Source organism: Streptomyces cinerochromogenes (assembly GCF_014648635.1).
Lineage (GTDB): Bacteria > Actinomycetota > Actinomycetes > Streptomycetales > Streptomycetaceae > Streptomyces > Streptomyces cinerochromogenes.
In genome coordinates, this window is sequence record NZ_BMRM01000012.1 from 88,256 (window position 1) to 110,527 (window position 22,272).

The window sequence follows — 22,272 nt, forward strand, 5'->3', positions numbered from 1 at the left end:
TTGAACGCCTTCTGCTTTCGATCGAGAAGCGTCTTCGGTGTCGCTGTCATCGCGGTCGCCGTGCTTCTGGTCGCTGTTTCCGGGTGCGGCAGCCCTAAGAAGCAGCGTGAGTACGCGGTTCCGCACTCATTGTGTGGCATTCCGGTCAACCATAATGAACTCGCGCCTTTCATGCCTGCTGGTAAAAAATTGACCATCCGGAAGAAGGTCCCCGACTCTCTGTCGTGGGTTTGCCAGGTTCGCATCGACTCTCGTGTAGCGGTGGAGATCAGGCAGATGTGGTTGACGAGCAGCAGCACCGCGTACTTCGTGGGGGGACAGGCGGACTCACGGCTCGACCGCGAAGCTGAGGGCGGAAGGTTTCTCTATTCCGGCTGGGAGGCATTCGGGAAGACGAGGCGGTGTACGCACAGAAAGCTCCCAGGAAGTCACATCTTCACCGCATTTCAGATGCGGTCGTCCGACCACCGGGACGCCGATGCGATGAGGCACCTCATCATCGGGTACACAAATGCCGTCGAAGACACGGCCATCTGCAAAGAAGGTAGATCCTTCGCCTGAAGGATCTAGACCTGCACTTCGGCCTCGATCTCGATTCGAACACCCGCATCCAGCCCCCACCCCGCCATCGCCCCCGCCCCCGCCTCCAGTACATGCCGTGCCCGCAGGCGGGGCAGGCCCAGGCGGCCCGGGGGCATGGTGTGGACGGCGATGACGGTGAGGTGGCGGTCCAGGTAGGCGACGTCGATCGGGATGCGCATGCCGAAGGTGTGCACCCCGCTCGCCGGCGACAGCAACAGCGCCCCCTCGACACAGTCCCGGCCCAGGAGACCCTTGGTCCGGGCCCGGTAGGAGGCGGCGATCTCCAGGGGAACCCGTGCGGCGGGCGTCGCCGCCCCGGAACCCGTCCGCACGATCAGGTGCCCACGGCCGTCCCGCCAGCGTCCCATGTCCTGCCCTCCCCTTCCCCCGGCCGCGAACTCGCCGTCCGCGTAAATGTGTTGTACTTCCCCGTTCTCCCCACTAGGAAGAGCACCATGACTGGACTCGGTGTCGTGTTCCGCCCCCAGCTTCCTCCCGAGCGGCTGCGGGACATCGCACGCCTCGCGGACTCGACGGGACTCGACGAGCTGTGGCTGTGGGAGGACTGCTTCCTGGAGGGCGGGGTGTCCACGGCCGCCGCCGCGCTGGCCTGGACCGAGCGGGTGCGGGTCGGGATCGGGCTGTTGCCCGTGCCGCTCAGGAATGTCGCCGTCACCGCCATGGAGGCCGCCTCGCTGGAGCGGATGTTCCCCGGCCGGGCCATCCTGACCGTGGGACACGGGGTGCAGGACTGGATGGGGCAGGTCGGCGCCCGCGCCGCGTCCCCGCTCGGCCTGCTCGGCGAGCATCTCGACGCCCTGCGGGCCCTGCTGCGCGGCGAGCGGCTCAGCGTACGCGGGCGGTACGTCCAGTTGGACGACGTAGCCCTCGACTGGCCCCCGCAGCGTCCGGTCGACATCCTCGCGGGCGGCACCGGACCCCGTACGCTCCGGCTCTCCGGCGAGAAGGCCGACGGCACCCTCCTCACCGCCGCCACCTCGGCGGACGGTGTACGGCGGGCCCGGGAGCTGGTGGCGGAGGGGCGGCGGGCGGCCGGACGCGGCGGCTCGCACCGGATCGTCGTCTACCTCCTGGCCGCCACGGGCACCGGCGCCGAGGACCGGCTGCGCGCCGAACTCCTCGCCGAGGGGCTGGAGTCCGGGGACGCGGGGGTCGCCGGGGACGCGGGCGCGGTGGCCGAGGCGGTACGGGGGCTGGCCGAGGCCGGTGCGGACACCGTCGTACTGCAGCCGACGGCGGACGAGCCCGACCCGGAGGGGTTCGTGCGCTTCGCCGCGGAGGAGGTCCGGCCGCTGCTGCCCTGACGGGGACGAGGGCGGGGTCGGGCTGGGCGTCGCCGCTGGTCAGGGGGCGTTGTCAGTGGCGGGTGTCACACTGCCCGGCATGACTGGGAAGAGCGACGCCGACATCCGCGAGGCCGTGTCCCTGCGGCCCGTCACCGACGACGACCTGGAGGCCTTTTTCGCCTACGAGCACGACCCCGAGGCCGTCAGGCGGTCGAGGTTCACGCCCCGGCCGCGCGAACGCTTCTTCCCGCACTGGCGGAACCGGGTGCTCGGCGACCCCGACTGTCTGGTGCGGACGGTCGCCGTCGGCGGGGAGGCCGCCGGGAGCGTCGTGTCCTGGACGCAGGACGGACGGCGGTTCGTCGGTTACTGGCTCGGGCGGCCGTACTGGGGCCGTGGCATCGGCACCCGCGCACTCGGCCTCTTCCTGCGGCTGGACCCGGTCCGCCCCCTGTACGCCGACCCCTTCTCCGGCAACACCGCCTCCGTACGGCTCCTGGAGAGACACGGCTTCGAGCGCTCCGGCACGGTCCGTCACGGCACGGACGAGCATGTGCTGCTGGTCCTCAGGGGAGCCGCCGGGGATGGTCGTGAGGAGCCGGGGGGAGAGAAGGAGAAGGGGTGACGGACGGACCGCGCCGGCAGGGCGCCCACGCGGACGCCGCCTTCCTCGAGCCATGAGGCTTCGCCCGCCCCTGGAGGTGCCATGCCCCGCCGGGCTGACCCGCCTCCCGCGGGGCACCCCGCGGCCCCCATACCCCCCTCGTCCCCACAGCACCTCCGCCCCAAGCACCCCCCTCGTCCCCACAGCACCCCCGCCCCACAGCACCCGCCCCCACAGCCCACCCCCGCCGGCGGTCCCTCGACCGTGGAAATCGGCAGGAAACGGCGGTCCTCCCCTGAGATCATGGCCGTATGACGCCGCACCGCTCGTTCGAAGACCTCCTGGCCGAGGGCGCCGACGTGCCGACCGACGGCTGGGACTTCTCGTGGTTCGAGGGCCGGGCCACCGAGGCGCGGCCGTCGTGGGGGTATGCGCGGTCGGCGGGGGAGCGGCTGGCCGGGGCCGAGGCCGTGCTGGACATCCAGACCGGCGGCGGGGAGGTGCTGGACTTCGCGCTGGGCCGGGCGGAGCCGGACCGGCCGCTGCTGGTCGCGGCGACGGAGGGATGGCCGCCGAACGTGGCCAAGGCCACGGCGCTGCTGCGGCCCCGCGGGGTCGTCGTGGTCGCCGCCCCCGACGACGCACCGTTGCCGTTCGCGGACGAGGCGTTCGACCTGGTGCTCAGCCGGCATCCGGTGCGCCCGCACTGGGAGGAGATCGCCAGGGTGCTGCGGCCCGGCGGGACGTACTTCGCCCAGCATGTGGGTCCCAGCAGCGTCTTCGAGCTGGTCGAGTACTTCCTCGGGCCGCAGCCGGAGGAGGTGCGCCGTGCCCGCGACCCCGAGGGCGAGCGGGCCGACGCCGAGGCGGCGGGTCTTGAGGTGGCCGGGCTGCGGGCGGAGCGGCTGCGGATGGAGTTCCACGACATCGCCGCGGTCGTCCACTTCCTGCGGAAGGTCGTCTGGATGGTCCCGGGCTTCACGGTCCAGGCGTACGAGCCGCAACTCCGGGCGCTGCACGAGCGGATCGAGAAAGAGGGGCCGTTCGTCGCGCACAGCGCCCGGCACCTCTTCGACGTACGCAAGCCGGCTCGTTGACGGCGTGCGCAACCGGTCCTCCGTCGGAAGTTCGACGGGAGTTCTCTCAGGGTTTCCACATTGTTATCAGCCCAGGTTTCACATGAGCCTCACCGGTCACGTAAGTTCAGACCAAGGTTATTCGCGTGAGCAAAGCTGCGCGGCCGGTACCGCGCAGTGGAGGGGGCTGCGCGGTGCCGTGGGGCCGGGTGATCTTCCTTCGGCCGGGAGAGCGGAATCGTCAAGTCCACCATTCGCTGACGCCGTAGCCCGTCGGAGGGACTCCGGGCAACTCGCCGATGCACCCCCAAGGTGGCCTAATCCCTGCGAATCTCAACGCATCGAGCGGATTTACCTCTGGTTCCGCTGTGAATAGGCCCGGAAACGCCGCTGAATCTCACGTTCCGCGACCAGCGGCGCGTTGCCGGATGATTCCGGAGAGTAGTTGTGGCGCGCCGATGCACCCACCATCCCTTACGAAGGGTTATGGTGGAAACCCCCCCTCGGGCCGGTCCGTCTCCCCCCCACGGACCGGCCCGTTTTTCGTCCGTCGGGAACCTCCGGGCCCCCCGGGCCCCGGAACCCCCCCGCCCCCGGTTCCCCCGCCCGGGACCCCCCGAACGGCCTCCCCCCGGGAACCGGTCGGCACCCGGCCCCGTCCCCCTCAGGGGCGGGCCGTGACCAACCCCCGATCAGCGGTAGGCTCAACGGCTCCGGCACCCCATACCCCGCGCCCACCCCCGCGCCCAACCCCCGGAGGGTCACGTGAACCTGCGCGACAAGCTGCGCGGCCTGCTCGTCAGGCTCTACGCACGCCGGGTGGAAGGCCACCTGGACCACGCTCAGGTGCCCAAGCACATCGGCGTCATCATGGACGGCAACCGCCGCTGGGCGAAGGCGTCCGGCTCCAGCACCGTCCACGGACACCGGGCCGGTGCCGAGAAGATCGAGGAGTTCCTCGGCTGGTGCAGCGAGACCGACGTCGAGGTCGTCACCCTGTGGCTGCTGTCCACCGACAACTTCGACCGGCCGCAGGAGGAACTCGTCCCCCTGCTCGGCATCATCGAGGACGTCGTCCGCACCCTCGCCGCGGACGGCCGCTGGCGCGTCCACCATGTCGGCACCATGGACCTGCTGCCCGCGCAGATGCAGACGGCGCTGAAGGAGGCCGAGGAGGCCACCGCCCACATCGACGGGATACTCGTCAACGTCGCCATCGGCTACGGCGGCCGGCAGGAGATCGCCGACGCCGTGCGCTCCATGCTGCACGACGCGCACGACAAGGGCGTGTCGATGGAGGAGCTCGCCGACTCCGTCGACATCGACATGATCGGCCGTCACCTGTACACCGGCGCCCAGCCCGACCCGGACCTGGTGATCCGCACCAGCGGCGAGCAGCGGCTGTCCGGATTCATGCTCTGGCAGACCGCTCACTCGGAGTACTACTTCTGCGAGGTCTTCTGGCCGGCGTTCCGGAAGGTCGACTTCCTGCGCGCCCTGCGCGACTACGCCGCACGTCACCGCCGCTACGGCGGCTGACCGCCCGCGCCGCCCCGTCCCGCCCCGTCGCCGCCCGGTGACGGGGCGTCGTCGTTCACCCGGATCACCGGGCGCGTAACGAGGAGTTCACCGGCGCGCTGTTGGCCACATTTGCATGGCAGCGCATGTTCGAGGGCATAGACCAAACAGGTCGACACCCGAACCACGGGCGTCGGATCTCAGCGGACGGCAGGGAGCCGTCCGCCCGGGAGGCCCTTTGCACCAGCCCGACCGTGCGGTCTCTGCACGGAAGCAGCCGCGGAGGGCCGGTTCACGGCCCGCCGTGCGCGAGGGCCAGACACCGGTCCAGCATCACTTCGTCGCTCCCCGACCTCATCCGAGGGGGTACGTTCTTCCGTGGTGACCAGCACAAAGCGCCACAAGCCCGACCGGCGCACGTATGTTCTCGACACCAGCGTCCTGCTGGCCGACCCGAACGCCCTGGCCCGCTTCGACGAGCACGAGGTCGTGCTCCCCATCGTGGTGGTCACGGAGCTGGAGGCCAAGCGGCACCACCCCGAGCTCGGCTACTTCGCCCGGCAGGCCCTGCGCCTGCTCGACGAGTACCGGGTGAGGCACGGCCGTCTCGACGCCCCCATCCCGATCGGGGACCTCGGCGGCACGATCCGTGTCGAGCTCAACCACTCGGACCCCAGCGTGCTGCCCACCGGCTACCGCCTGGGGGACAACGACTCCCGCATCCTCGCGGTGGCCCGCAACCTGCAGGCCGAGGGGTTCGACGTCACCGTCGTGTCGAAGGACCTGCCGCTCAGGATCAAGGCGTCCTCGGTCGGCCTCCTCGCCGAGGAGTACCGGGCCGAACTCGCCATCACGGAGAACTCCGGCTGGACCGGGATGACCGAACTCACCCTGCCGGGCGAGCAGGTGGACATCCTCTTCGAGGAAGGACACGTGTACGTCCCGGAGGCGGCCGGTCTCCCCGTGCACACCGGTCTGACCATCCAGTCCGAGCGCGGCAGGGCCCTCGGCCGGGTCACCGCCGAGGGCAACGTCCGGCTGGTGCGCGGCGACCGGGAGGCGTTCGGCATCAAGGGCCGCAGCGCCGAGCAGCGCATCGCGCTCGACCTGCTGCTCGACCCGGACATCGGCATCGTCTCGATGGGCGGCCGCGCCGGCACCGGAAAGTCGGCGCTGGCGCTGTGCGCGGGCCTGGAGGCGGTCCTGGAGCGCCGCCAGCACCAGAAGGTGATGGTCTTCCGGCCGCTGTACGCCGTCGGCGGGCAGGAGCTGGGCTATCTGCCGGGCACCGAGGCGGAGAAGATGAGCCCGTGGGCGCAGGCCGTCTTCGACACCCTCTCGGCGGTCACCAGCCGTGAGGTCATCGAGGAGGTCACCGCGCGCGGGATGCTGGAGGTGCTCCCGCTCACCCACATCCGCGGGCGCTCGCTGCACGACGCGTTCGTGATCGTGGACGAGGCCCAGTCGCTGGAGAAGAACGTCCTGCTGACCGTGCTGTCGCGGATCGGCGCCAACTCGCGGGTCGTTCTCACCCATGACGTGGCACAGCGGGACAATCTGCGCGTAGGCCGTTATGACGGAGTCGTCGCCGTCGTGGAGAAACTGAAGGGACATCCCCTCTTCGCCCACGTCACGCTGACTCGGTCCGAGAGGTCCCAGATTGCCGCGCTTGTGACCGAAATGCTGGAGGACGGCCACATCTGACCTCTCCTGCCCGGCAGTTGGCGCCGTCCGGCAAAAGGCCAAGAGCCTAGCCGGGCGGCGCCTTCGTGCGTGGGGCTTTCCTGAAATCCCCGGGGCCAAACGGGATGTGAGCTTTCACACGCAACACAGAATTGCCACGCGGCGTCCGGTTACGGCAGAGTCTCACTCCTGTCAGGCCCCGCATACGACACACCTGTACCCCCAGCGGTACAGCACCACCCAAGCACCGCCAACTCCATAGAGTTCGTCGTATGCCGCCCGAGCACCACGCGGCGCTCCCTTCGGGGGAGTTGCCCACCGGGCCCGCGCCTCCCGTGACCCCGCAGTTGGGAGGCCAGTGTCAGGGGCACGATTGCGTCCGCCAGGGTCACCGAAGCGGGCGATGCTGGAAGGAAACCGTGTGAGCCGGATTTCGGTCCGGGGATTCGCAGTGGCCTCGGCCACCGCGGTCACCGCTGTCGGAAGCGTCGTCGGCGTTGCCTCGGGCAGCACCGCGCAGACCAACGACGCCGAGGCTACGGCAGCCGACACCACGCTCCTCGCGGACATACCCGCGGGTCAGCAGGCGCAGGTGCAGGCCGCTTCCCTGACGCAGCAGGCCGACGCCCAGGCCATCGCCGCGGACGTGAGCGCCAAGAAGGACGCCGAGGAAGCCGCCCGCAAGGCAGCCGCCGAGACGGCGATCGCCAAGAAGGAGGCCGCCGAGAAGGCAGCCGCCAAGGCCGCCAAGGAGGCCAAGGAGCGCGCCGAGGCGAAGACCGCGGCCAGCCGTGGCACCGACGTCCGCGACTCCTCCAGCTTCCCGACCCAGAGCAGCTACACGGTGGCGCAGATCCAGGCGATGGCGCGTCAGATGGTGGCCGGCGGGCAGTACCAGTGCTTCAGCAACATCGTGGACCACGAGTCCAGCTGGAACTACCGCGCGGTGAACGCCTCCTCCGGTGCCTACGGTCTCTTCCAGGCCCTGCCCGGCTCCAAGATGGCCTCCGCCGGCGCCGACTGGCAGACCAACCCGGCCACGCAGATCAAGTGGGGCCTCAACTACATGAACAGCCGCTACGGCAGCCCGTGCCAGGCCTGGTCCTTCTGGCAGGCCAACCACTGGTACTAGGCGCCGCGCCGGATCCGGTCGGCCCCTCTCCACCTCGCGCAGCCCCTCCCCGTCCTCAGGGGAGGGGCTTTCGCCCTGTACGGTCGTATCCGGACGACTCCCGGGGGGAGTGGTGGCGAGCACCCGGGGACGCGGGGGAAGAGGACGGATCATGTCGCGAGTGCCAGGGTGGCTCGGCCGGCTGGGAGCCGGTCTCACCGAGATGAGCGAGCGCCTGGACGAGCGCCGCGCCGAGGTGGAGAAGGAGCAGGGCGACTCCGCGGAGCCCGCCGGCGCCGAACCCGCCGGTCCGCCCGCCGACGCGGCCCCGCCCGTCCGCCGGTCCGCGGCGCCGCGCGGCCCCCGCCCCGACCCGGCCGAGGCCGTGCCCTGGGGCGTCCGGGTCGCCGCCGAGGCCGGCTGGCGGCTGCTGGTGCTGGCCGGCACCGTCTGGGTGCTGATGCGGGTCATCAGCGCCGTCCAGCTGGTGGTGTTCGCCTTCGTCATCGCCCTGCTGGTCACCGCGCTGCTCCAGCCGACGGTCGCCCGGCTCACCCGGCGCGGGGTGCCGCGCGGACCGGCCACCGCGCTCACCGCCATCAGCGGCTTCGTCGTCATCGGCCTGATGGGCTGGTTCGTGACCTGGCAGGTCATGGAGAACATCGACACGCTCTCCACCCAGATCCAGTCCGGCATCGACGACCTGCGCAACTGGCTGCTGAAGAGCCCGTTCCACGTCACCGACAAGCAGATCAACCAGATCGCCAAGAACCTCCGCGAGGCGATCGGCGCCAACGCCGACCAGATAACGTCCGCGGGCCTGGAGGGAGTCCAGGTCATCGTGGAGGCGCTCACCGGCATCCTGCTGGTGTTCTTCTCCACGCTGTTCCTGCTCTACGACGGCAAGCGGATCTGGGAGTGGTTCCTGAAGCTGGTGCCGTCCGCGGCCCGCCCGGGCGTGGCCGGGGCCGGCCCGCGCGCGTGGAGCACGCTGACCGCCTACGTCCGCGGCACGGTCCTGGTCGCCCTCATCGACGCCATCTTCATCGGCATCGGCATCTACTTCCTGGACGTGCCGATGGCCGTCCCGCTGGCCGTCTTCATCTTCCTGTTCTCGTTCATCCCGCTGGTCGGCGCGGTCGCCTCCGGGGCGCTGGCGGTGATCGTGGCCCTGGTGACGCAGGGTGTGTTCACCGCGGTCATGACCCTGGTCGTGGTCCTCGCGGTCCAGCAGATCGAGGGGCACGTCCTGCAGCCGTTCATCCTCGGCCGCGCGGTCCGCGTCCACCCGCTCGCGGTCGTGCTGACCGTGGCCGCCGGCGGCATGGTGGCCGGCATCGGCGGCGCGGTGGTGGCCGTACCGCTGGTGGCGGTGACGAACACGGTGGTGGGCTATCTGCGGCAGTACTCGCAGGAGGTCCACGGGCAGGCGTCCGCAGAGGCCGCCGGGGAGGCCGTGGCGGAGGAGTCGGAGGAGCACGCGGAGGACCCCGCCCACCAGGGGTGAGCGGGGTCCTCGTCGTACGGCTTGTCCAGCTCGTCGTACGGCTTACTCGGCCAGCACGGCCTCGGCGTCCAGGGTGACGCCGACGGCCTGCACCACGGAGGCGATCTTGAAGGCCTCCTGGACGGTCTCGCGCTCCACGCCGGCCTTGCGCAGCACCTGCTCGTGCGAGTCCAGGCACATGCCACAGCCGTTGATCGCGGAGACCGCGAACGACCACAGCTCGAAGTCGACCTTCTCCACGCCCGGGTTGCCGATGACGTTCATCCGCAGGCCCGCGCGCAGGGTGCCGTACTCGTGGTCGGACAGCAGGTGCCGGGTGCGGTAGAAGACGTTGTTCATCGCCATGATGGCGGCGGCCGACTTGGCGGCCTGGTACGCCTCCGGCGAGAGGTTCGCCTTCGCCTCCGGCTCCAGCTCACGCAGCACGATCGGGGAGCGGGAGGCGATGGCGGTCGCCAGCACCGTGCCCCACAGCTGCTGCGCCGGCAGCTCCGAGTTGCCGATGACCGAGCCCAGGTTGAGCTTCAGGTCCTTGGCGTAGTCCGGGATACGGGACTTCAGGGAGTCGAGCGACACGGGTCACTCACCAGCCAGCAGCGCGACCGGGTCGAGGGTCTGCTCGCCCTTGGTCCAGTTGCAGGGGCACAGCTCGTCGGTCTGCAGGGCGTCGAGGACCCGCAGGACCTCCTTGGGGTTGCGGCCCACGGAACCGGCGGTGACCATCGTGAACTGGATCTCGTGGTTCGGGTCCACGATGAAGACGGCGCGCTGGGCGTAGCCGTCCTCGCCCTCGATGCCGAGGTCGCGCATCAGCTCGTGCTTCGGGTCCGCCATCATCGGGAACGGCAGGTCGGTCAGGTCCGGGTGGTCCTTGCGCCAGGCGTGGTGCACGAACTCGGAGTCACCGGAGAAGCCGAGGATCTGGGCGTCGCGGTCGGCGAACTCGTCGTTCAGCTTCCCGAACGCGGCGATCTCGGTCGGGCACACGAACGTGAAGTCCTTGGGCCAGGCGAAGACCACGAGCCACTTGCCCTCGTAGGACTTGTGGTTGAGCTGCTCGAACTCCTTGCCCTTCTCCAGCGAGACGCAGGCGGTCAGGTCGAACTCGGGGAACTTGTCACCGACAGTGAGCACAGGCTCTCCTTGCAGCGAAGAAAGACCCCTTTTGGGGATCTTTCCCATGGGTTGGACTTTCTCGATGTTGGCACAGGGTGCATTGATTAGGGAAATAGCTACACTCGGTCGTGTTGATCGGAGGGAGCTATCAGTGACCATGAGTAACGGCAAGCGGAAGCAGCCGAGCCTGTCGCAGCTGCGCGCCTTCGCCGCCGTGGCCGAGCACCTGCACTTCCGCGACGCGGCGGCGGCCATCGGGATGAGCCAGCCCGCCCTGTCCGGCGCGGTCTCGGCGCTGGAGGAGACCCTCGGCGTGACCCTCCTCGAGCGTACGACCCGCAAGGTGCTGCTCTCGCCCGCGGGGGAGCGGCTGGCCGTACGCGCCAAGGCGGTGCTGGACGCGGTCGGGGCGCTGCTGGAGGAGGCCGAGGCGGTCCGGGCGCCCTTCACGGGCGTCCTGCGCCTCGGTGTGATCCCCACCGTCGCGCCGTACCTGCTGCCGGCCGTCCTGCGGCTCGTCCACGAGCGCTACCCGCACCTCGACCTCCAGGTGCACGAGGAACAGACCGCCAGCCTGATCGACGGGCTGAACTCCGGCCGGCTCGACCTGCTGCTGCTGGCCGTGCCGCTCGGCGTCCCCGGGGTGGTCGAACTCCCCCTCTTCGACGAGGACTTCGTGCTCGTCACCCCGCTCGACCACTGGCTCGGCGGCCGGGAGGGCATCCCGCGCGAGGCGCTGAAGGAGCTGAACCTGCTGCTCCTGGACGAGGGCCACTGCCTGCGCGACCAGGCCCTGGACATCTGCCGGGAGGCCGGCCGCGAGGACGCGCCGGTCACCACGACCGCGGCCGGCCTGTCGACCCTGGTCCAGCTGGTGGCCGGCGGCCTCGGCTGCACACTGCTGCCGCGTACCGCGTTGAAGCTGGAGACCGCCCGCAGCAGCCAGCTGCTCACCGGCTACTTCGCCGACCCGGCCCCCAGTCGCCGGGTCGCCTTCGCGATGCGCGCGGGGGCGGCGCGGGCCGCGGAGTACGAGGAGCTGGCGGGGGCCCTGCGGGAGGCGCTACGGCTGCTGCCCGTACGGGTGCTGGACGCCTGAGCGCACCCCCCCCGCGGGCGCGGGGAGCGGTGCGGCCGGCCGCGGCGGCGCCGCGCCCGGCCGCCGACGCCGGTCACTCCGTCCGCAGCCCCTCCGGCCGCATCAGCCGCACCAGCGGCGGCAGACTCAGCAGCGTCACCACGAGGACCACCGCCGCGCCGGCGCCGGTCAGTGCGACGACGCTCATCCAGTCGACGCTCACCGCGGTGTCCGTCATCTTCAGCAGGACCGCCCCGAGGGTCAGGCCCACCGTCGAGGCGAGCAGCAGCCCCAGCGCGATCGGTACCGCCGTCTGCCACAGCACCGACAGGCCCAGCGTGCGGCGCCGGGTGCCGAAGGCGAGCAGGGACGACAGCAGCTTGCGCCGCTCGCGCAGCTGCTCCAGCTGGGAGACCAGCAGGCTCGCCCCGATCAGCGCCAGCACGCAGACCGCGCCGATGAACAGGCCGGTGCGCAGGGAGGTGTACCGGTTGGACTGTTCGGTGGCCGCCCAGGTCCAGGGGAAGGAGAGGGGGTCGACGCGGGCGGCGGTGGTGCGCACGTACTCCTCGGCGTCCGGCACCGACGCGTCCAGGCGCAGGAAGACCGAGCCGTGCAGCGTGGAGGCGGCCCCCGCGGGCAGGGCGGAGGGGGTGACCAGGAGGCCGGTCGGGTCGCTCTGCAACGAGTCCTTGCGCGCGGGGACCGCGCGGACCGTGGCCGGCAGGGTCCAGCGGATCTCCCGGCCGTGCACCTCGCCCTCGGTCGGGTCGATCCACAACCGCGAGCCCGGCCGCATGAAGGGCCGGATCGTGGCCATGTAACCGGGGTCGTAGCCCGGGGTGTCCACGGCGAAGACGTCGCCGTCGTGGCAGCTGGGCAGGTGGGCGATCTCCCGGAGCGAGGCGCAGTCGCCGACGGTGAAGCCGAGCGTGCTCTCCGGGTCCCGGCGCGTGCCGCCGACCTGCCCGGTGGACAGCGTCACCGACGTCCGTACGCCCGTGGTCCGGGCCAGCTCCGTGCGGGCGGTGTCCAGCGGGGCGTGGTCGGAGAGATTGATCTCCATCTGGGCCCGGCCGGGGTCCTTCCCGGTCTCCTTGGTGTACTGGCTCTCCACGCCCGCGAACAGCATCTGCAGCGCGATCGCACCGGCCACCGCCACCGCGATGCCGTTGACCATGCGGGCGGCCGTTCCGCTGCTCAGCTGCAACCGGCGTACGGCCAGCTGCCAGGAGACCGAGCCGCCGCCGAGCCGGCCGACGACCGCTTCCACGAGCCACGGCAGCAGCGCGGTCACGCCGACGAGCAGCAGCAGCACACCGCCGACCACCAGGTACTCGTTGAAGTCGCCGCCGCCGCGGCCCTGGCCCGTCATCGGGTACAGCATCCCCAGGCCCGCCAGCGGCAGCAGCAGGCGCCACCACAGGCGCCGCCGGGCCTGCTTGGCCGTGCGCACCACACCGAGCGGCTCGACCACCACCCCGCGCATGGCGAGCAGCGTCACCAGCACGGCGGACGCCGGAACCGCCACCGCGACCAGCGCGGCCAGCGCCGGGGAGGGGTCCAGGTAGCTCGGGAAGAAGCTCTCGCCCATGACCTCGGCGGAGCCCGCCACCTGGCGTCCGATCAGGAAGAACACCGTACCGACGGCCAGTCCGAGCAACGCCCCGGCCAGCGCCTCGCCGGCCGCGATCCGCCGGGTCATCCGGCTGTCGGAACCGACCAGCCGCAGCGCGGCCAGCCGGCGGTCGCGCCGCTCCCCGCCGAACCGCACGGCCGCGGCGATGAACACGGCGACCGGCATCAGCAGCACCACGAAGACGACCAGCGTCATCATGATGAGCACCGGGTCGGTCTTCTCCGGCGTCGGATCGGGATTGCCGAACGCCTTCAGCCGGTCGACCCGCGTGCCGCCGGCGTGCGGCACGAGACCCTCGCCGCCCGCGTAGTAGGCGAGTTCGTGCGAGCCGATCAGCCCGCTGTCAGCGATGCTGCCGACGATCCGGTACGGGATCCGCTCGCGCAGCAGCTTCGCCCCGTCCGAGTCCAGCAGCCTCTTCAACGCGGGCGAGACCACCATCTCGCCCTTCGCCGGGAAGCGGCCGACGCCGGGCGGCAGCGGGGCCTTCGCACCCTCCGGTTCCAGCAGCCGGCCGCGGATGTCCTTGTCGTGCCACGACGTGTCGGTGACCCCGACCAGCACGGTGTCGTCCGCCTTGGCGACGGTGTAGGCGGCCGAGTAGTCCTGGCGTGCGTCCTCCACCCGGTGCCGGGCGGTCAGGATGTTCGGCAGCGCCGTCGTCAGCAGCAGCAGCGCCACGCCCAGGCCGACGCCGACCGCCGTGAGCACCATCCGGACCCAGCCCTCGCGCCCGCCGGTGAAGGCGAACCGGATGCCCAGGCCCAGGTCCCTGCTCCACTGCCGGACGTTCATACGGCCCGCTCCATGTCGCGGGACCTGCCGTCGCGTACGACGATCTCCCGGTCGGAGTAGGCGGCCACCCGGGCCTCGTGGGTGACGAGGACGACGGCGGCGTTGGCGGAGCGGGCCGCGTCGGTCAGCAGCTCCATCACGCGTTCGCCGTTGAGGGAGTCGAGCGCGCCGGTCGGCTCGTCGGCGAACACCACGCGGGGCTCGGTGACCAGCGCCCGCGCCACGGCGACCCGCTGGCCCTGGCCGCCGGAGACCTCGCCGGGCCGCTTGCCCCTGAGGTCGTCCACCTCCAGCCGCTCCATCCAGGCCAGCGCGGCCCGCTCGGCCTCCTTGCGGGGGCGGCCGTTCAGCCGGAGCGGCAGCGCCACGTTCTCCACGCAGGTCAGCTCCGGGACCAGCTGGCCGAACTGGAAGACGAAACCGAACTCGCTGCGGCGCAGCGCGCTGCGCTCGGCGTCGCTCATGCCGGCCAGTTCCCGGCCGGCGTAGGTGATGGAGCCGGAGTCGGGCGGCACGATGCCGGCGAGGCAGTGCAGCAGCGTCGACTTGCCGGAGCCGGAGGGGCCCATCACGGCGACGACCTCGCCGGGGTGGATGGAGAACTCGGCGCCGTCGAGCGCGACCGTGGGGCCGTAGGACTTGCGCAGGTTCTCGGCGGCGAGCAGGGAGCCGGGGGGAGGGGTCATCGGGCCACCGCCTCACGGAGCTTGTCGAGGCGCGCGGCGGTCAGCTCCAGCCAGCGCAGGTCCGCCTCCAGGTGGAACAGGGCGTGGTCGCAGATCAGCTGGTCCGCGAGGTCGCCCTTGCGCTTGCGGTCGGTCAGGATCCGCATGCTGCGCAGGTGTTCGGCGCGCTGCGTGTCGAGGATGTCGGACGCGTCGCGGTGGGTGAGGAGCGCGAGGACGACCTTGGTGTACAGGGTCGACTGGAGGTACTCCTCCGGCTTCTCCGGGGTGGCGAGCCAGCGCTCGACGTCGGTGACGCCGGCGTCGGTGATCGCGTACCGCTTGCGCTCGGGGCCGCCGCCCGCCTCGATGCCGTCGACTTCCACGAGGCCGTGCTTCAGCAGCCGGGACATCGTGGAGTAGACCTGGCCGTAGTGCAGCGGCCGGTCGTGACCGAACTTCTCGTCGAAGGCCCGCTTGAGGTCGTAGCCGTGGCGCGGGCCGGACTCCAGGAGCCCTAGGAGGGTGTGACCGATGGACATGGCAGCACTCTACACACGGTGTATACGCACGATGTATACGCGGAGTGTGCAGGGGATGGCTGCCGGTACGGCCCCGCAGGTGGGGGCCGATTGTCACGGTTCTGACACGGGCGGCGCGGGTGGTCCGGGCGGCCGGCCCCGGCGTGGCAGCGGTCCCGTGTCCTTCGGCAGGCGGCCCGCCTCCGCCAGCGCCCTGCGCAGCAGGAACTCGATCTGCGCGTTGGCGGAGCGCAGCTCGTCCCCGGCCCAGCGGGCCAGCGCCTCGTACACCGCCGGGTCCAGCCGCAGCAGCACCTGCTTGCGCTGCTGCGGCCGGCGCTTCGGTGTCTCCGAAGAGTCGGTCACTGGTAGAGGGTCCCGGTGTTGAGGACCGGCTGCGGGGCGCGGTCCCCGCACAGCACCACCATCAGGTTCGACACCATCGCCGCCTTCCGTTCCTCGTCCAGGTCCACGATGTCCGCCTCCGCGATCCGGGCCAGCGCCGCCTCGACCATCCCCACGGCACCGTCCACGATCTGGCGCCGGGCCGCGACGACCGCCCCCGCCTGCTGCCGCTGGAGCATCGCCGAGGCGATCTCGGGAGCGTACGCGAGGTGCGTGAAGCGCGACTCCACGATCTGTACACCGGCCGCCTCGACCCGCACCTGGAGTTCCCTGGCCAGCTTCTCGGTGATTTCCTCGGCGTTGCCGCGCAGCGACAGGCCGTCCTCCTCGTGGGCGTCGTAGGGGTACTCGATCGCGATGTGCCGTACGGCCGTCTCGGTCTGCGTGGCGACGAACTCGGCGAAGTCGTCCACCTCGAAGGTGGCCTGCGCGGTGTCCCGGACCTTCCAGACGACGACCGCGGCCAGCTCGATCGGGTTGCCGTAGGCGTCGTTGACCTTCAGGACGGCGGTCTCGTGGTTGCGCACCCGGGTGGAGACCCTGGTCCGGGAGGTGAAGGGGTTCACCCAGCGCAGGCCGTCCTGCCGGATCGTGCCCCGGTAGCGGCCGAAGAGCTGCACGACCCGGGCCTCGCCGGGCGCGACCGTGTTCAGGCCGCGCAGGGAGACCAGGGACGCGAGCAGGACGACGACACCGGCGGCGACGAGCCCGCCCTCGGCGCCGGGCGAGTGGGGCGCCCCGGAGGCCGCGAACAGCGCGATCGAGGCGCCGAGCCCGATGAGGCCGAGCAGCAGGGCGAGTCCGCCGCCGATGCTGTGGGCGGTGAACTCCCGCACGCGCGGAGCGGGCATCTCGGGTATCTCGGACATGGGTGATCCCCCCGTTCTCGTGGCGCCCGGGCGGGCGCGTGGTCAGAGCATAGCTCGGTCCTAGCTAAGTGATATCACTTTATGCCGTCGAGCAACCTTGGGCCAGTGGCAGCCGTCGGTTCCGGTGGGGTGGGTGCTGATTGTCACGTCCGTAAAAGAACGGATCGGGCGCCCTTTGTCATATAGAGGGGTGTTAGCTTTCGGAGCTGACCCCGAGACGGAAGCGAGCGTAGGGACCGATGGGACGAGCGGAAGAGAGACGAGCGCGACAGCGCGGTGGCCGCCGCGCGGCGCCCAAGCGCCGCCGCCCCGCGCCCACGGCGGGCGGCGGGTCCGCGCCCACGGCCGGCGGCAAGTCCGCACCCGCGGCGGGCGGCAAGCCCGCCAAGAGCCTCATACGCCGGATGTTCACGTGGAAGAAGATCCTCGGGACCTTCTTCGGGGTGTGCCTGCTCGGCATCCTGGGCTTCATCGGCCTGTACCTCTACGTGGACGTCCCCGAGGGCAACGCCGCCGCCCAGCAGCAGAGCAACGTCTACAAGTTCAGCGACGGAACGATTCTGGCCCGCAAGGGCGAGGTCAACCGCGAGATCGTCGACCTGTCCAAGGTCCCCCGCAAGGTCCAGCTGACCTTCGTCGCCGCCGAGAACAAGAGCTTCTACCACGACTCCGGCGTCGACTTCCGCGGCACCGCCCGCGGTCTGCTCAACACGCTGTCCGGCAAGGGCAAGCAGGGCGGCTCCACGATCACCCAGCAGTACGTCAAGAACTTCTACCTCAACCAGGACCAGACCGTCACGCGCAAGCTGAAGGAGCTGGTCATCTCGCTGAAGGTGGACCGCGAGAAGTCCAAGGACGACATCCTCGCCGGCTACATCAACACCAGCTACTACGGCCGCAACGCCTACGGCATCCAGGCCGCCGCCCAGGCCTACTACCACGTCGACGCGGAGGACCTCGACGTCGCGCAGGGCGCCTACCTGGCCGCGCTGCTCCAGGCCCCCAGCCAGTACGACTGGGCGGTGGCGACCAAGACCGGCAAGCATCTGGTCACCCAGCGCTGGAACTACGTCCTGGACAACATGGTCGAGGAAGGCTGGCTCTCCAAGTCCAAGCGGGACGAACTGCACTTCCCCTACCCCAAGGAGCCCAAGGGCGCCCCCGGCCTCGGCGGGCAGAAGGGCTACCTGGTCGAACTCGCCAACCAGCAGCTGGAGCAGCGGCTCATGGCGCAGGAGGGCCTGACCCCGTCCCAGGCGGAGAACGCCGTGGTCGACAAGGGCTGGACCATCACCCTCAACGTCGACCGGAAGAAGCAGGCCGCGCTGGAGAAGGCCGTCAAGGCCCAGCTGACCAGCAAGCTCGACGCGAAGAAGCGCAAGGTCGACGGCGACATCCAGGCCGGCGCCGTCTCCGTCGACCCCAGGACGGGCAAGGTCGTCGCGCTGTACGGCGGCCAGGACTACTACCGGCACTACTTCGACAACGCCACCCGCCGGGACTACCAGCCCGCCTCCACCTTCAAGCCGGTGATCCTCGCCGCCGCGCTGGAGCAGAACGCCACCACGCAGGACGGCAAGCCCATCACGGCGAGCACCCTCTACGACGGCACCAGCCGCCGCCCGGTCGTGGACCACGGCGCCAAGGTCGGCTTCGCCCCGCCGAACGAGGACGACGCCGACTACGACGACATCACCGTCCAGGAGGCCATGAACAAGTCCGTCAACTCCGTCTTCGCGCAGATGGGCGTGGACGTCGGGATGGGCAAGGTCATGAGCACGGCGAACAAGCTCGGCATGGACACCAAGGGCATGCAGGCGGTGCCCGCCCAGACCCTCGGCTCCATGGGCGCCAGCCCCCTGGAGATGGCCGGGATCTACGCCACCTTCGCCAACCACGGCTACAAGGTCACCCCGACGATCCTGAAGTCGGCCGAGAACAAGGGCCGTTCGGTGGACGTACCGAACCCGGTCGGCGGCTCGGTGATCAGCCGCACCGCCGCCGACACGGTCACCTCGGTGCTCACCGGCGTGGTGGACGACGGTACGGCCAGTGACTCCGTGGCGCGGAACCCGCTGCGCGGCGGCCAGCAGGTGGCGGGCAAGACCGGTACCTCCGACGAGAACAAGTCGGCCTGGTTCACCGGCTACACCCCCACCCTGGTCACCTCCGTCGGCCTGTTCGGCGAGGACCCGAAGACCAAGGCCCATGTGTCCATGAAGGGCGCGACCGGCCTCCTGAGGCCGCCCGGCCGGATCAACGGCGGCGGCTACCCGGCGAAGATCTGGGCCGCGTACACCTTCGGCGTCACCCACAGGGCCGAGTTCGACCTGAACACCACGCAGGGCGCGGCGGTCGAGCCGACCGAGACGCCGACGTTCACGCACACCCCGACCCAGACGCCGTCGCAGACGCCGAGCAGCGCGCCGCCCACGTCGCAGTCGCCGTCCGAGACGCCCTCGCAGACCCCGTCGCAGACGCCGTCGCAGACCCCGTCCCAGACGCCGTCCCACACGCCCACCACCGGGCCGCCGACGGAGCCCACCACGGAGGGCCCGCTCGACCCCGACGGTGGCCTCACCCCGTAGGCGCGCACACGTGAAGGGCGCCCGGAGCCGGTGCTCCGGGCGCCCTTCACGCGTCACCAGGGGGAGTCAGCCCCGGTTCAGCTCGAACCACACCACCTTGCCGGTGCTCAGCCGGGTCGCGCCCCAGCGCCGGGCCAGCTTGTTGACCAGGTACAGGCCGCGCCCGCCCTCGTCCGTGGCCCGCGCCTGCCGCAGGCGCGGCAGCTGCGGCACGTCGTCGCCGACCTCGCAGCGCAGCACGTCGGTCCGCAGCAGCCGCAGCGTCACCGGCCGGGACGCGTACCGTACGGCGTTCGTCACGACCTCGCTGACCAGCAGCTCGACCGAGTCCGTCAGCTCCTCCAGGTCCCAGCGGGCGAGCGCCTGACGGGCCATCCGGCGGGCCTGGCCGGGGGCGGAGTCCTCCGGTTCCAGCGACCAGTAGGCGACGTCGCTCGGCGCGATCCCGTCGAACCGGGCGGCGAGCAGCGCGATGTCGTCGTCCCGGTCGCCCGGGCCGAGCATGTCCAGCACCTCGTCGCACAGCGCTTCCAGCGGCGGCGGATGGTCCGGGCCGGTCAGCTGGGCGGTCGCCGCCAGCTTCTCCCGCAGCTGCTCTATGCCGGTCCACACGTCCCGCAGCCGGGACTCCACGAGGCCGTCGGTGTACAGCAGCAGGGTGCCCCCGGCGGGCGCGTCCAGCTCGACCGCCTCGAAGTCGACCCCGCCGACGCCGATCGGCGCGCCCGGCGGCACCCGCAGCACCTCGGCCCGGCCGCCCAGGTGCAGCAGCACGGGCGGCGGATGGCCGGCGTTGGCGATCGTGATGCGGTGCGTCACCGGGTCGTAGACGGCGTACAGGCAGGTCGCCATGCGGTCCGTGCCGAGGCGCTGGGCCTGTTCGTCCAGGTGGTGCAGGACCTCCTGCGGCGGCAGGTCGAGGCCGGCCAGCGTCTGGGCCGTGGTCCGCAGCTGGCCCATGATGGCCGCCGAGGTCATCGAGTGGCCCATCACATCGCCGACGACCAGCGCGACCCGGCTGCCGGGCAGCGGGATCGCGTCGTACCAGTCGCCGCCGACCCGCGCGGTCTCCGCCGCCGGCAGGTAGCGGGAGGCCAGCCGGACGCCGGTCGGGCGGGGCAGGGTCTCGGGCAGCATGGTGCGCTGCAGCTCGTCGGCGATGTACGCCTCCCGGCCGTACAGCACCGCCTTGTCGATGCCGAGCGCGCTGTGCGTGGCCAGCTGCGCGGCGACCAGCAGGTCGTCCCCGTCGAACGCGAGCCGGTCCGGGCGGCGCAGGAACAGGGCCGCGCCGATCACCCGGCGCCGCCCGCGCAGCGGCGCCAGGATCGCCCGCTGCCCGCCCGGTACGACCGTCTCACCGCCCTCGCCGAGCAGCTCCGGCAGCGCGGCCCGGGCGGCGGGCGCGTCGGCGAACACCGGCCGCACCCCGCGCAGCACCTCGTTCAGCGCGCCGCCCGGCCGCACCTCGCACAGCTCGGTGGTGAGCGACGACAGGTCCGCCAGCACGGACGTCTCCGGTTCCGGTTCGAACGCCGGCGGCAGCAGGACGCCGTCGGTGTCCCGCTCCTGGGGTATCCGGTCGGTGCGGCGCAGCCGCAGCACCACCGGCCCGCTCGGCCGCTCGTCGCCGACCGGCAGCGGCTCGCGCAGATAGACCAGGATCGCGTCGGAGAACGTCGGCACGGTGGCCCGGCACAGCCCCATCACGATCTCGTCCAGGTCGAGCCCGCGGGCGATCCGCCGGGTGGCCGCGCCCACGAACCTCAGCCGGTCCCCGTCGCGCCGCATGGGCATCGGCCGTCCGGGCGGCAGTCCCCGCCCGGTACGGCGCTCCTGACCGCCCGGGGTCCGCTCCTGGTCGGCGCCGGGCTGGGCCGGGATGGCCTCCGGCGCGGGGCGCGGGCGGTGGGCGCCGGGTTCGGTGGCGGCGGGCTGGGAGTGCTCGGGGCCGTTGACGGGTAGCTCCTTCCCGTTGCCGTCCGTTCCCTTGCCGCAGGGTGTGGCCGTGCCGGGGCCGGAGAGCGGTCCGTCGGCCCGGGCCTGCGCGGGTAAGGCGGAGGTGCCGAGCTGCTGCGCGGCCTGTTTCTGGGTACGAAGGAGCGCCCCGCGGGCCTCCGCGGGGTCCACGCCCGACTGCGGGCGTTCGAAGGAGGTGGGCTGCTCCGTCACGCGTGTCGCATCCATCCGTCCGGGGCTGAGCGCCGGGTACGCCGGGCGCGCAGTTGGTCCCGCCGACATGCCGATACCCGCAATACGTGCCCCGGGAACGGAATTCCCGTGGGGTCGGCCTTCGTGGTCGTGCCCTGGTACCCCTCGTTCACGTCCTGCCGCCCCTCGGTGACGATCGGTCAAGCCCGGCGAGTGATCCGGAAGTTGCCTTGGTGTGCCCTTGCGGAGGACGATCCTACGTTTCTTGCCCTGGGGCGCATCAAGGGTCTCACGAGGACATGTGCGCGGGGGTGCGGTCCCAGTCCTCGGGGAGAGAAGGTACCGTCCAGGACGGGTCCGGTCGCCAGTGCGGCCAGCCGTCCGCGAACGGGGTGCCCCACGCCCGGATCACCTCCACCGCCTCCCGGCCGGCCGCCCGCACCCGCTCGGCGGTCGCCGCGTCCATCAGCCCGTCCCGCTGGGCCTGTGCGAACTCGTCCTCGTCCCGCCAGTGCCAACTGCGGTCCGGGTGTACCGAGATGTCCAGGAAGTGGTCCTCGGAGTCCACCCCGCCCGCCCAACGGGCCAGCGGCTGCTCCAGGTTGACGTACCAGTTCTTGAACCGCCAGCCCGGATCCCAGAACAGCCACACCGACCAGGGCCGGCCGGGCTGGGCCACCTTCAGCACACCGGTGCCGAACCAGCGGTCCCGCTGGACCGTACGCGGCTTGGTGTAACGGGACTCCAGCGGCTCCAGGTGCACGGGCGTGCCGTCGGCCAGCACCGGCTTCACGCACTCGGTGCCGGGGGCGAGCCACACCGCCAGCAGCTCCGCGTCGTCGCGTACGACGGTGACGGGCCGGGCGATGTGGAAGTGCTCGCCGCCGTTCTCCCGGTAGCGCCACAGGATCTGCGTCCCCGGGGTCCAGTACGCCGCAGGTCCCGCCGTCACTCGTGTCATCGCTCCGTCGTCCGTCATGCACAGATATTAGGTGCCGCGGGCATACGACGCTGCGGTGCACGTCACGGTGGTCCGGCGGTGGCCGGAAAGGTTCGC

Annotated in this window: 20 protein-coding genes; 10 read left to right on the forward strand and 10 right to left on the reverse strand. The window is 71.3% G+C overall.

Going from position 1 to position 22,272, the window contains the following annotated elements:
- The gene (locus IEZ20_RS23265; protein WP_189301888.1) at positions 1-561 is read left to right on the forward strand and encodes a hypothetical protein; all 561 of its coding nucleotides are present in this window, start codon (positions 1-3) and stop codon (positions 559-561) included.
- Positions 562-566: 5 nt separating this feature from the next.
- Here the strand turns inward: IEZ20_RS23265 and IEZ20_RS23270 are convergent, their stop codons facing one another.
- A complete protein-coding gene (locus IEZ20_RS23270; RefSeq protein WP_189301890.1) occupies positions 567-950 on the reverse strand; it encodes a DUF192 domain-containing protein in 384 nt (127 codons plus the stop codon).
- Positions 951-998: 48 nt separating this feature from the next.
- On the opposite strand from IEZ20_RS23270, the gene IEZ20_RS23275 reads away from it, so the two are divergent.
- The 7 genes from IEZ20_RS23275 (at position 999) to IEZ20_RS23305 (ending at position 9,388) form a co-directional block, all read left to right on the forward strand.
- Positions 999-1,907: an LLM class flavin-dependent oxidoreductase gene (locus tag IEZ20_RS23275; RefSeq protein WP_268253079.1), complete on the forward strand. Its 909-nt coding sequence runs from the start codon at positions 999-1,001 to the stop codon at positions 1,905-1,907.
- Positions 1,908-1,986: 79 nt separating this feature from the next.
- Positions 1,987-2,514, forward strand: a complete 528-nt coding sequence (locus tag IEZ20_RS23280; RefSeq protein WP_189301894.1) for a GNAT family N-acetyltransferase — start codon at positions 1,987-1,989, stop codon at positions 2,512-2,514.
- 290 nt (positions 2,515-2,804) lie between these two features.
- Positions 2,805-3,590: a class I SAM-dependent methyltransferase gene (locus IEZ20_RS23285; RefSeq protein ID WP_189301896.1), complete on the forward strand. Its 786-nt coding sequence runs from the start codon at positions 2,805-2,807 to the stop codon at positions 3,588-3,590.
- A 744-nt stretch (positions 3,591-4,334) separates the two neighbouring features.
- Positions 4,335-5,108, forward strand: a complete 774-nt coding sequence (locus tag IEZ20_RS23290; protein WP_189301898.1) for an isoprenyl transferase — start codon at positions 4,335-4,337, stop codon at positions 5,106-5,108.
- Positions 5,109-5,465: 357 nt separating this feature from the next.
- Complete coding sequence (gene phoH2 / locus IEZ20_RS23295; RefSeq protein WP_189301900.1) at positions 5,466-6,791, forward strand: RNA 5'-3' helicase PhoH2; 1,326 nt, start codon at positions 5,466-5,468, stop codon at positions 6,789-6,791.
- A 400-nt stretch (positions 6,792-7,191) separates the two neighbouring features.
- Complete coding sequence (locus IEZ20_RS23300) at positions 7,192-7,902, forward strand: lysozyme family protein (protein ID WP_506004959.1); 711 nt, start codon at positions 7,192-7,194, stop codon at positions 7,900-7,902.
- Between the two features lie 151 nt (positions 7,903-8,053).
- Positions 8,054-9,388, forward strand: a complete 1,335-nt coding sequence (locus tag IEZ20_RS23305) for an AI-2E family transporter (RefSeq protein WP_189301904.1) — start codon at positions 8,054-8,056, stop codon at positions 9,386-9,388.
- A gap of 42 nt (positions 9,389-9,430) precedes the next feature.
- On the opposite strand, the gene IEZ20_RS23310 is transcribed toward IEZ20_RS23305, so the two are convergent.
- Complete coding sequence (locus IEZ20_RS23310; RefSeq protein ID WP_014674689.1) at positions 9,431-9,964, reverse strand: alkyl hydroperoxide reductase; 534 nt, start codon at positions 9,962-9,964, stop codon at positions 9,431-9,433.
- A gap of 3 nt (positions 9,965-9,967) precedes the next feature.
- The gene (locus tag IEZ20_RS23315; RefSeq protein WP_189301906.1) at positions 9,968-10,522 is read right to left on the reverse strand and encodes a peroxiredoxin; all 555 of its coding nucleotides are present in this window, start codon (positions 10,520-10,522) and stop codon (positions 9,968-9,970) included.
- A 139-nt stretch (positions 10,523-10,661) separates the two neighbouring features.
- Here IEZ20_RS23315 and IEZ20_RS23320 point away from each other — a divergent pair, with 139 nt between their 5' ends.
- Positions 10,662-11,603, forward strand: a complete 942-nt coding sequence (locus IEZ20_RS23320) for a LysR substrate-binding domain-containing protein (protein ID WP_189302246.1) — start codon at positions 10,662-10,664, stop codon at positions 11,601-11,603.
- Between the two features lie 73 nt (positions 11,604-11,676).
- Here the strand turns inward: IEZ20_RS23320 and IEZ20_RS23325 are convergent, their stop codons facing one another.
- The 5 genes from IEZ20_RS23325 to IEZ20_RS23345 all read right to left on the reverse strand — a co-directional run bounded on the left by IEZ20_RS23325 (position 11,677) and on the right by IEZ20_RS23345 (position 16,476).
- Complete coding sequence (locus IEZ20_RS23325) at positions 11,677-14,016, reverse strand: ABC transporter permease (protein WP_189301908.1); 2,340 nt, start codon at positions 14,014-14,016, stop codon at positions 11,677-11,679.
- A complete protein-coding gene (locus IEZ20_RS23330; RefSeq protein WP_189301911.1) occupies positions 14,013-14,702 on the reverse strand; it encodes an ABC transporter ATP-binding protein in 690 nt (229 codons plus the stop codon). The genes IEZ20_RS23325 and IEZ20_RS23330 overlap by 4 nt, the downstream gene beginning before the upstream one ends.
- Positions 14,699-15,223 carry a PadR family transcriptional regulator gene (locus IEZ20_RS23335; RefSeq protein WP_189301913.1) on the reverse strand — a complete coding sequence of 175 codons (525 nt, stop codon included), beginning with the start codon at positions 15,221-15,223 and terminating at the stop codon, positions 14,699-14,701. The genes IEZ20_RS23330 and IEZ20_RS23335 overlap by 4 nt, the downstream gene beginning before the upstream one ends.
- Before the next feature lie 93 nt (positions 15,224-15,316).
- Positions 15,317-15,568, reverse strand: a complete 252-nt coding sequence (locus IEZ20_RS23340) for a type II toxin-antitoxin system antitoxin (RefSeq protein WP_189301915.1) — start codon at positions 15,566-15,568, stop codon at positions 15,317-15,319.
- Positions 15,565-16,476 (reverse strand): SPFH domain-containing protein, encoded by a 912-nt coding sequence (locus tag IEZ20_RS23345; RefSeq protein WP_189301917.1) that lies wholly within the window; start codon positions 16,474-16,476, stop codon positions 15,565-15,567. Before IEZ20_RS23345 ends, IEZ20_RS23340 begins: the two co-directional genes overlap by 4 nt.
- Positions 16,477-16,715: 239 nt before the next feature.
- Here IEZ20_RS23345 and IEZ20_RS23350 point away from each other — a divergent pair, with 239 nt between their 5' ends.
- Positions 16,716-19,064 (forward strand): transglycosylase domain-containing protein, encoded by a 2,349-nt coding sequence (locus IEZ20_RS23350; protein ID WP_189301919.1) that lies wholly within the window; start codon positions 16,716-16,718, stop codon positions 19,062-19,064.
- Positions 19,065-19,130: 66 nt separating this feature from the next.
- On the opposite strand, the gene IEZ20_RS23355 is transcribed toward IEZ20_RS23350, so the two are convergent.
- Positions 19,131-21,251, reverse strand: a complete 2,121-nt coding sequence (locus tag IEZ20_RS23355; protein ID WP_373303962.1) for an ATP-binding SpoIIE family protein phosphatase — start codon at positions 21,249-21,251, stop codon at positions 19,131-19,133.
- Positions 21,252-21,504: 253 nt separating this feature from the next.
- Positions 21,505-22,194: a cytidylyl-2-hydroxypropylphosphonate hydrolase gene (gene fomD, locus IEZ20_RS23360; protein WP_189301924.1), complete on the reverse strand. Its 690-nt coding sequence runs from the start codon at positions 22,192-22,194 to the stop codon at positions 21,505-21,507.
- Positions 22,195-22,272 lie beyond the last annotated feature (78 nt).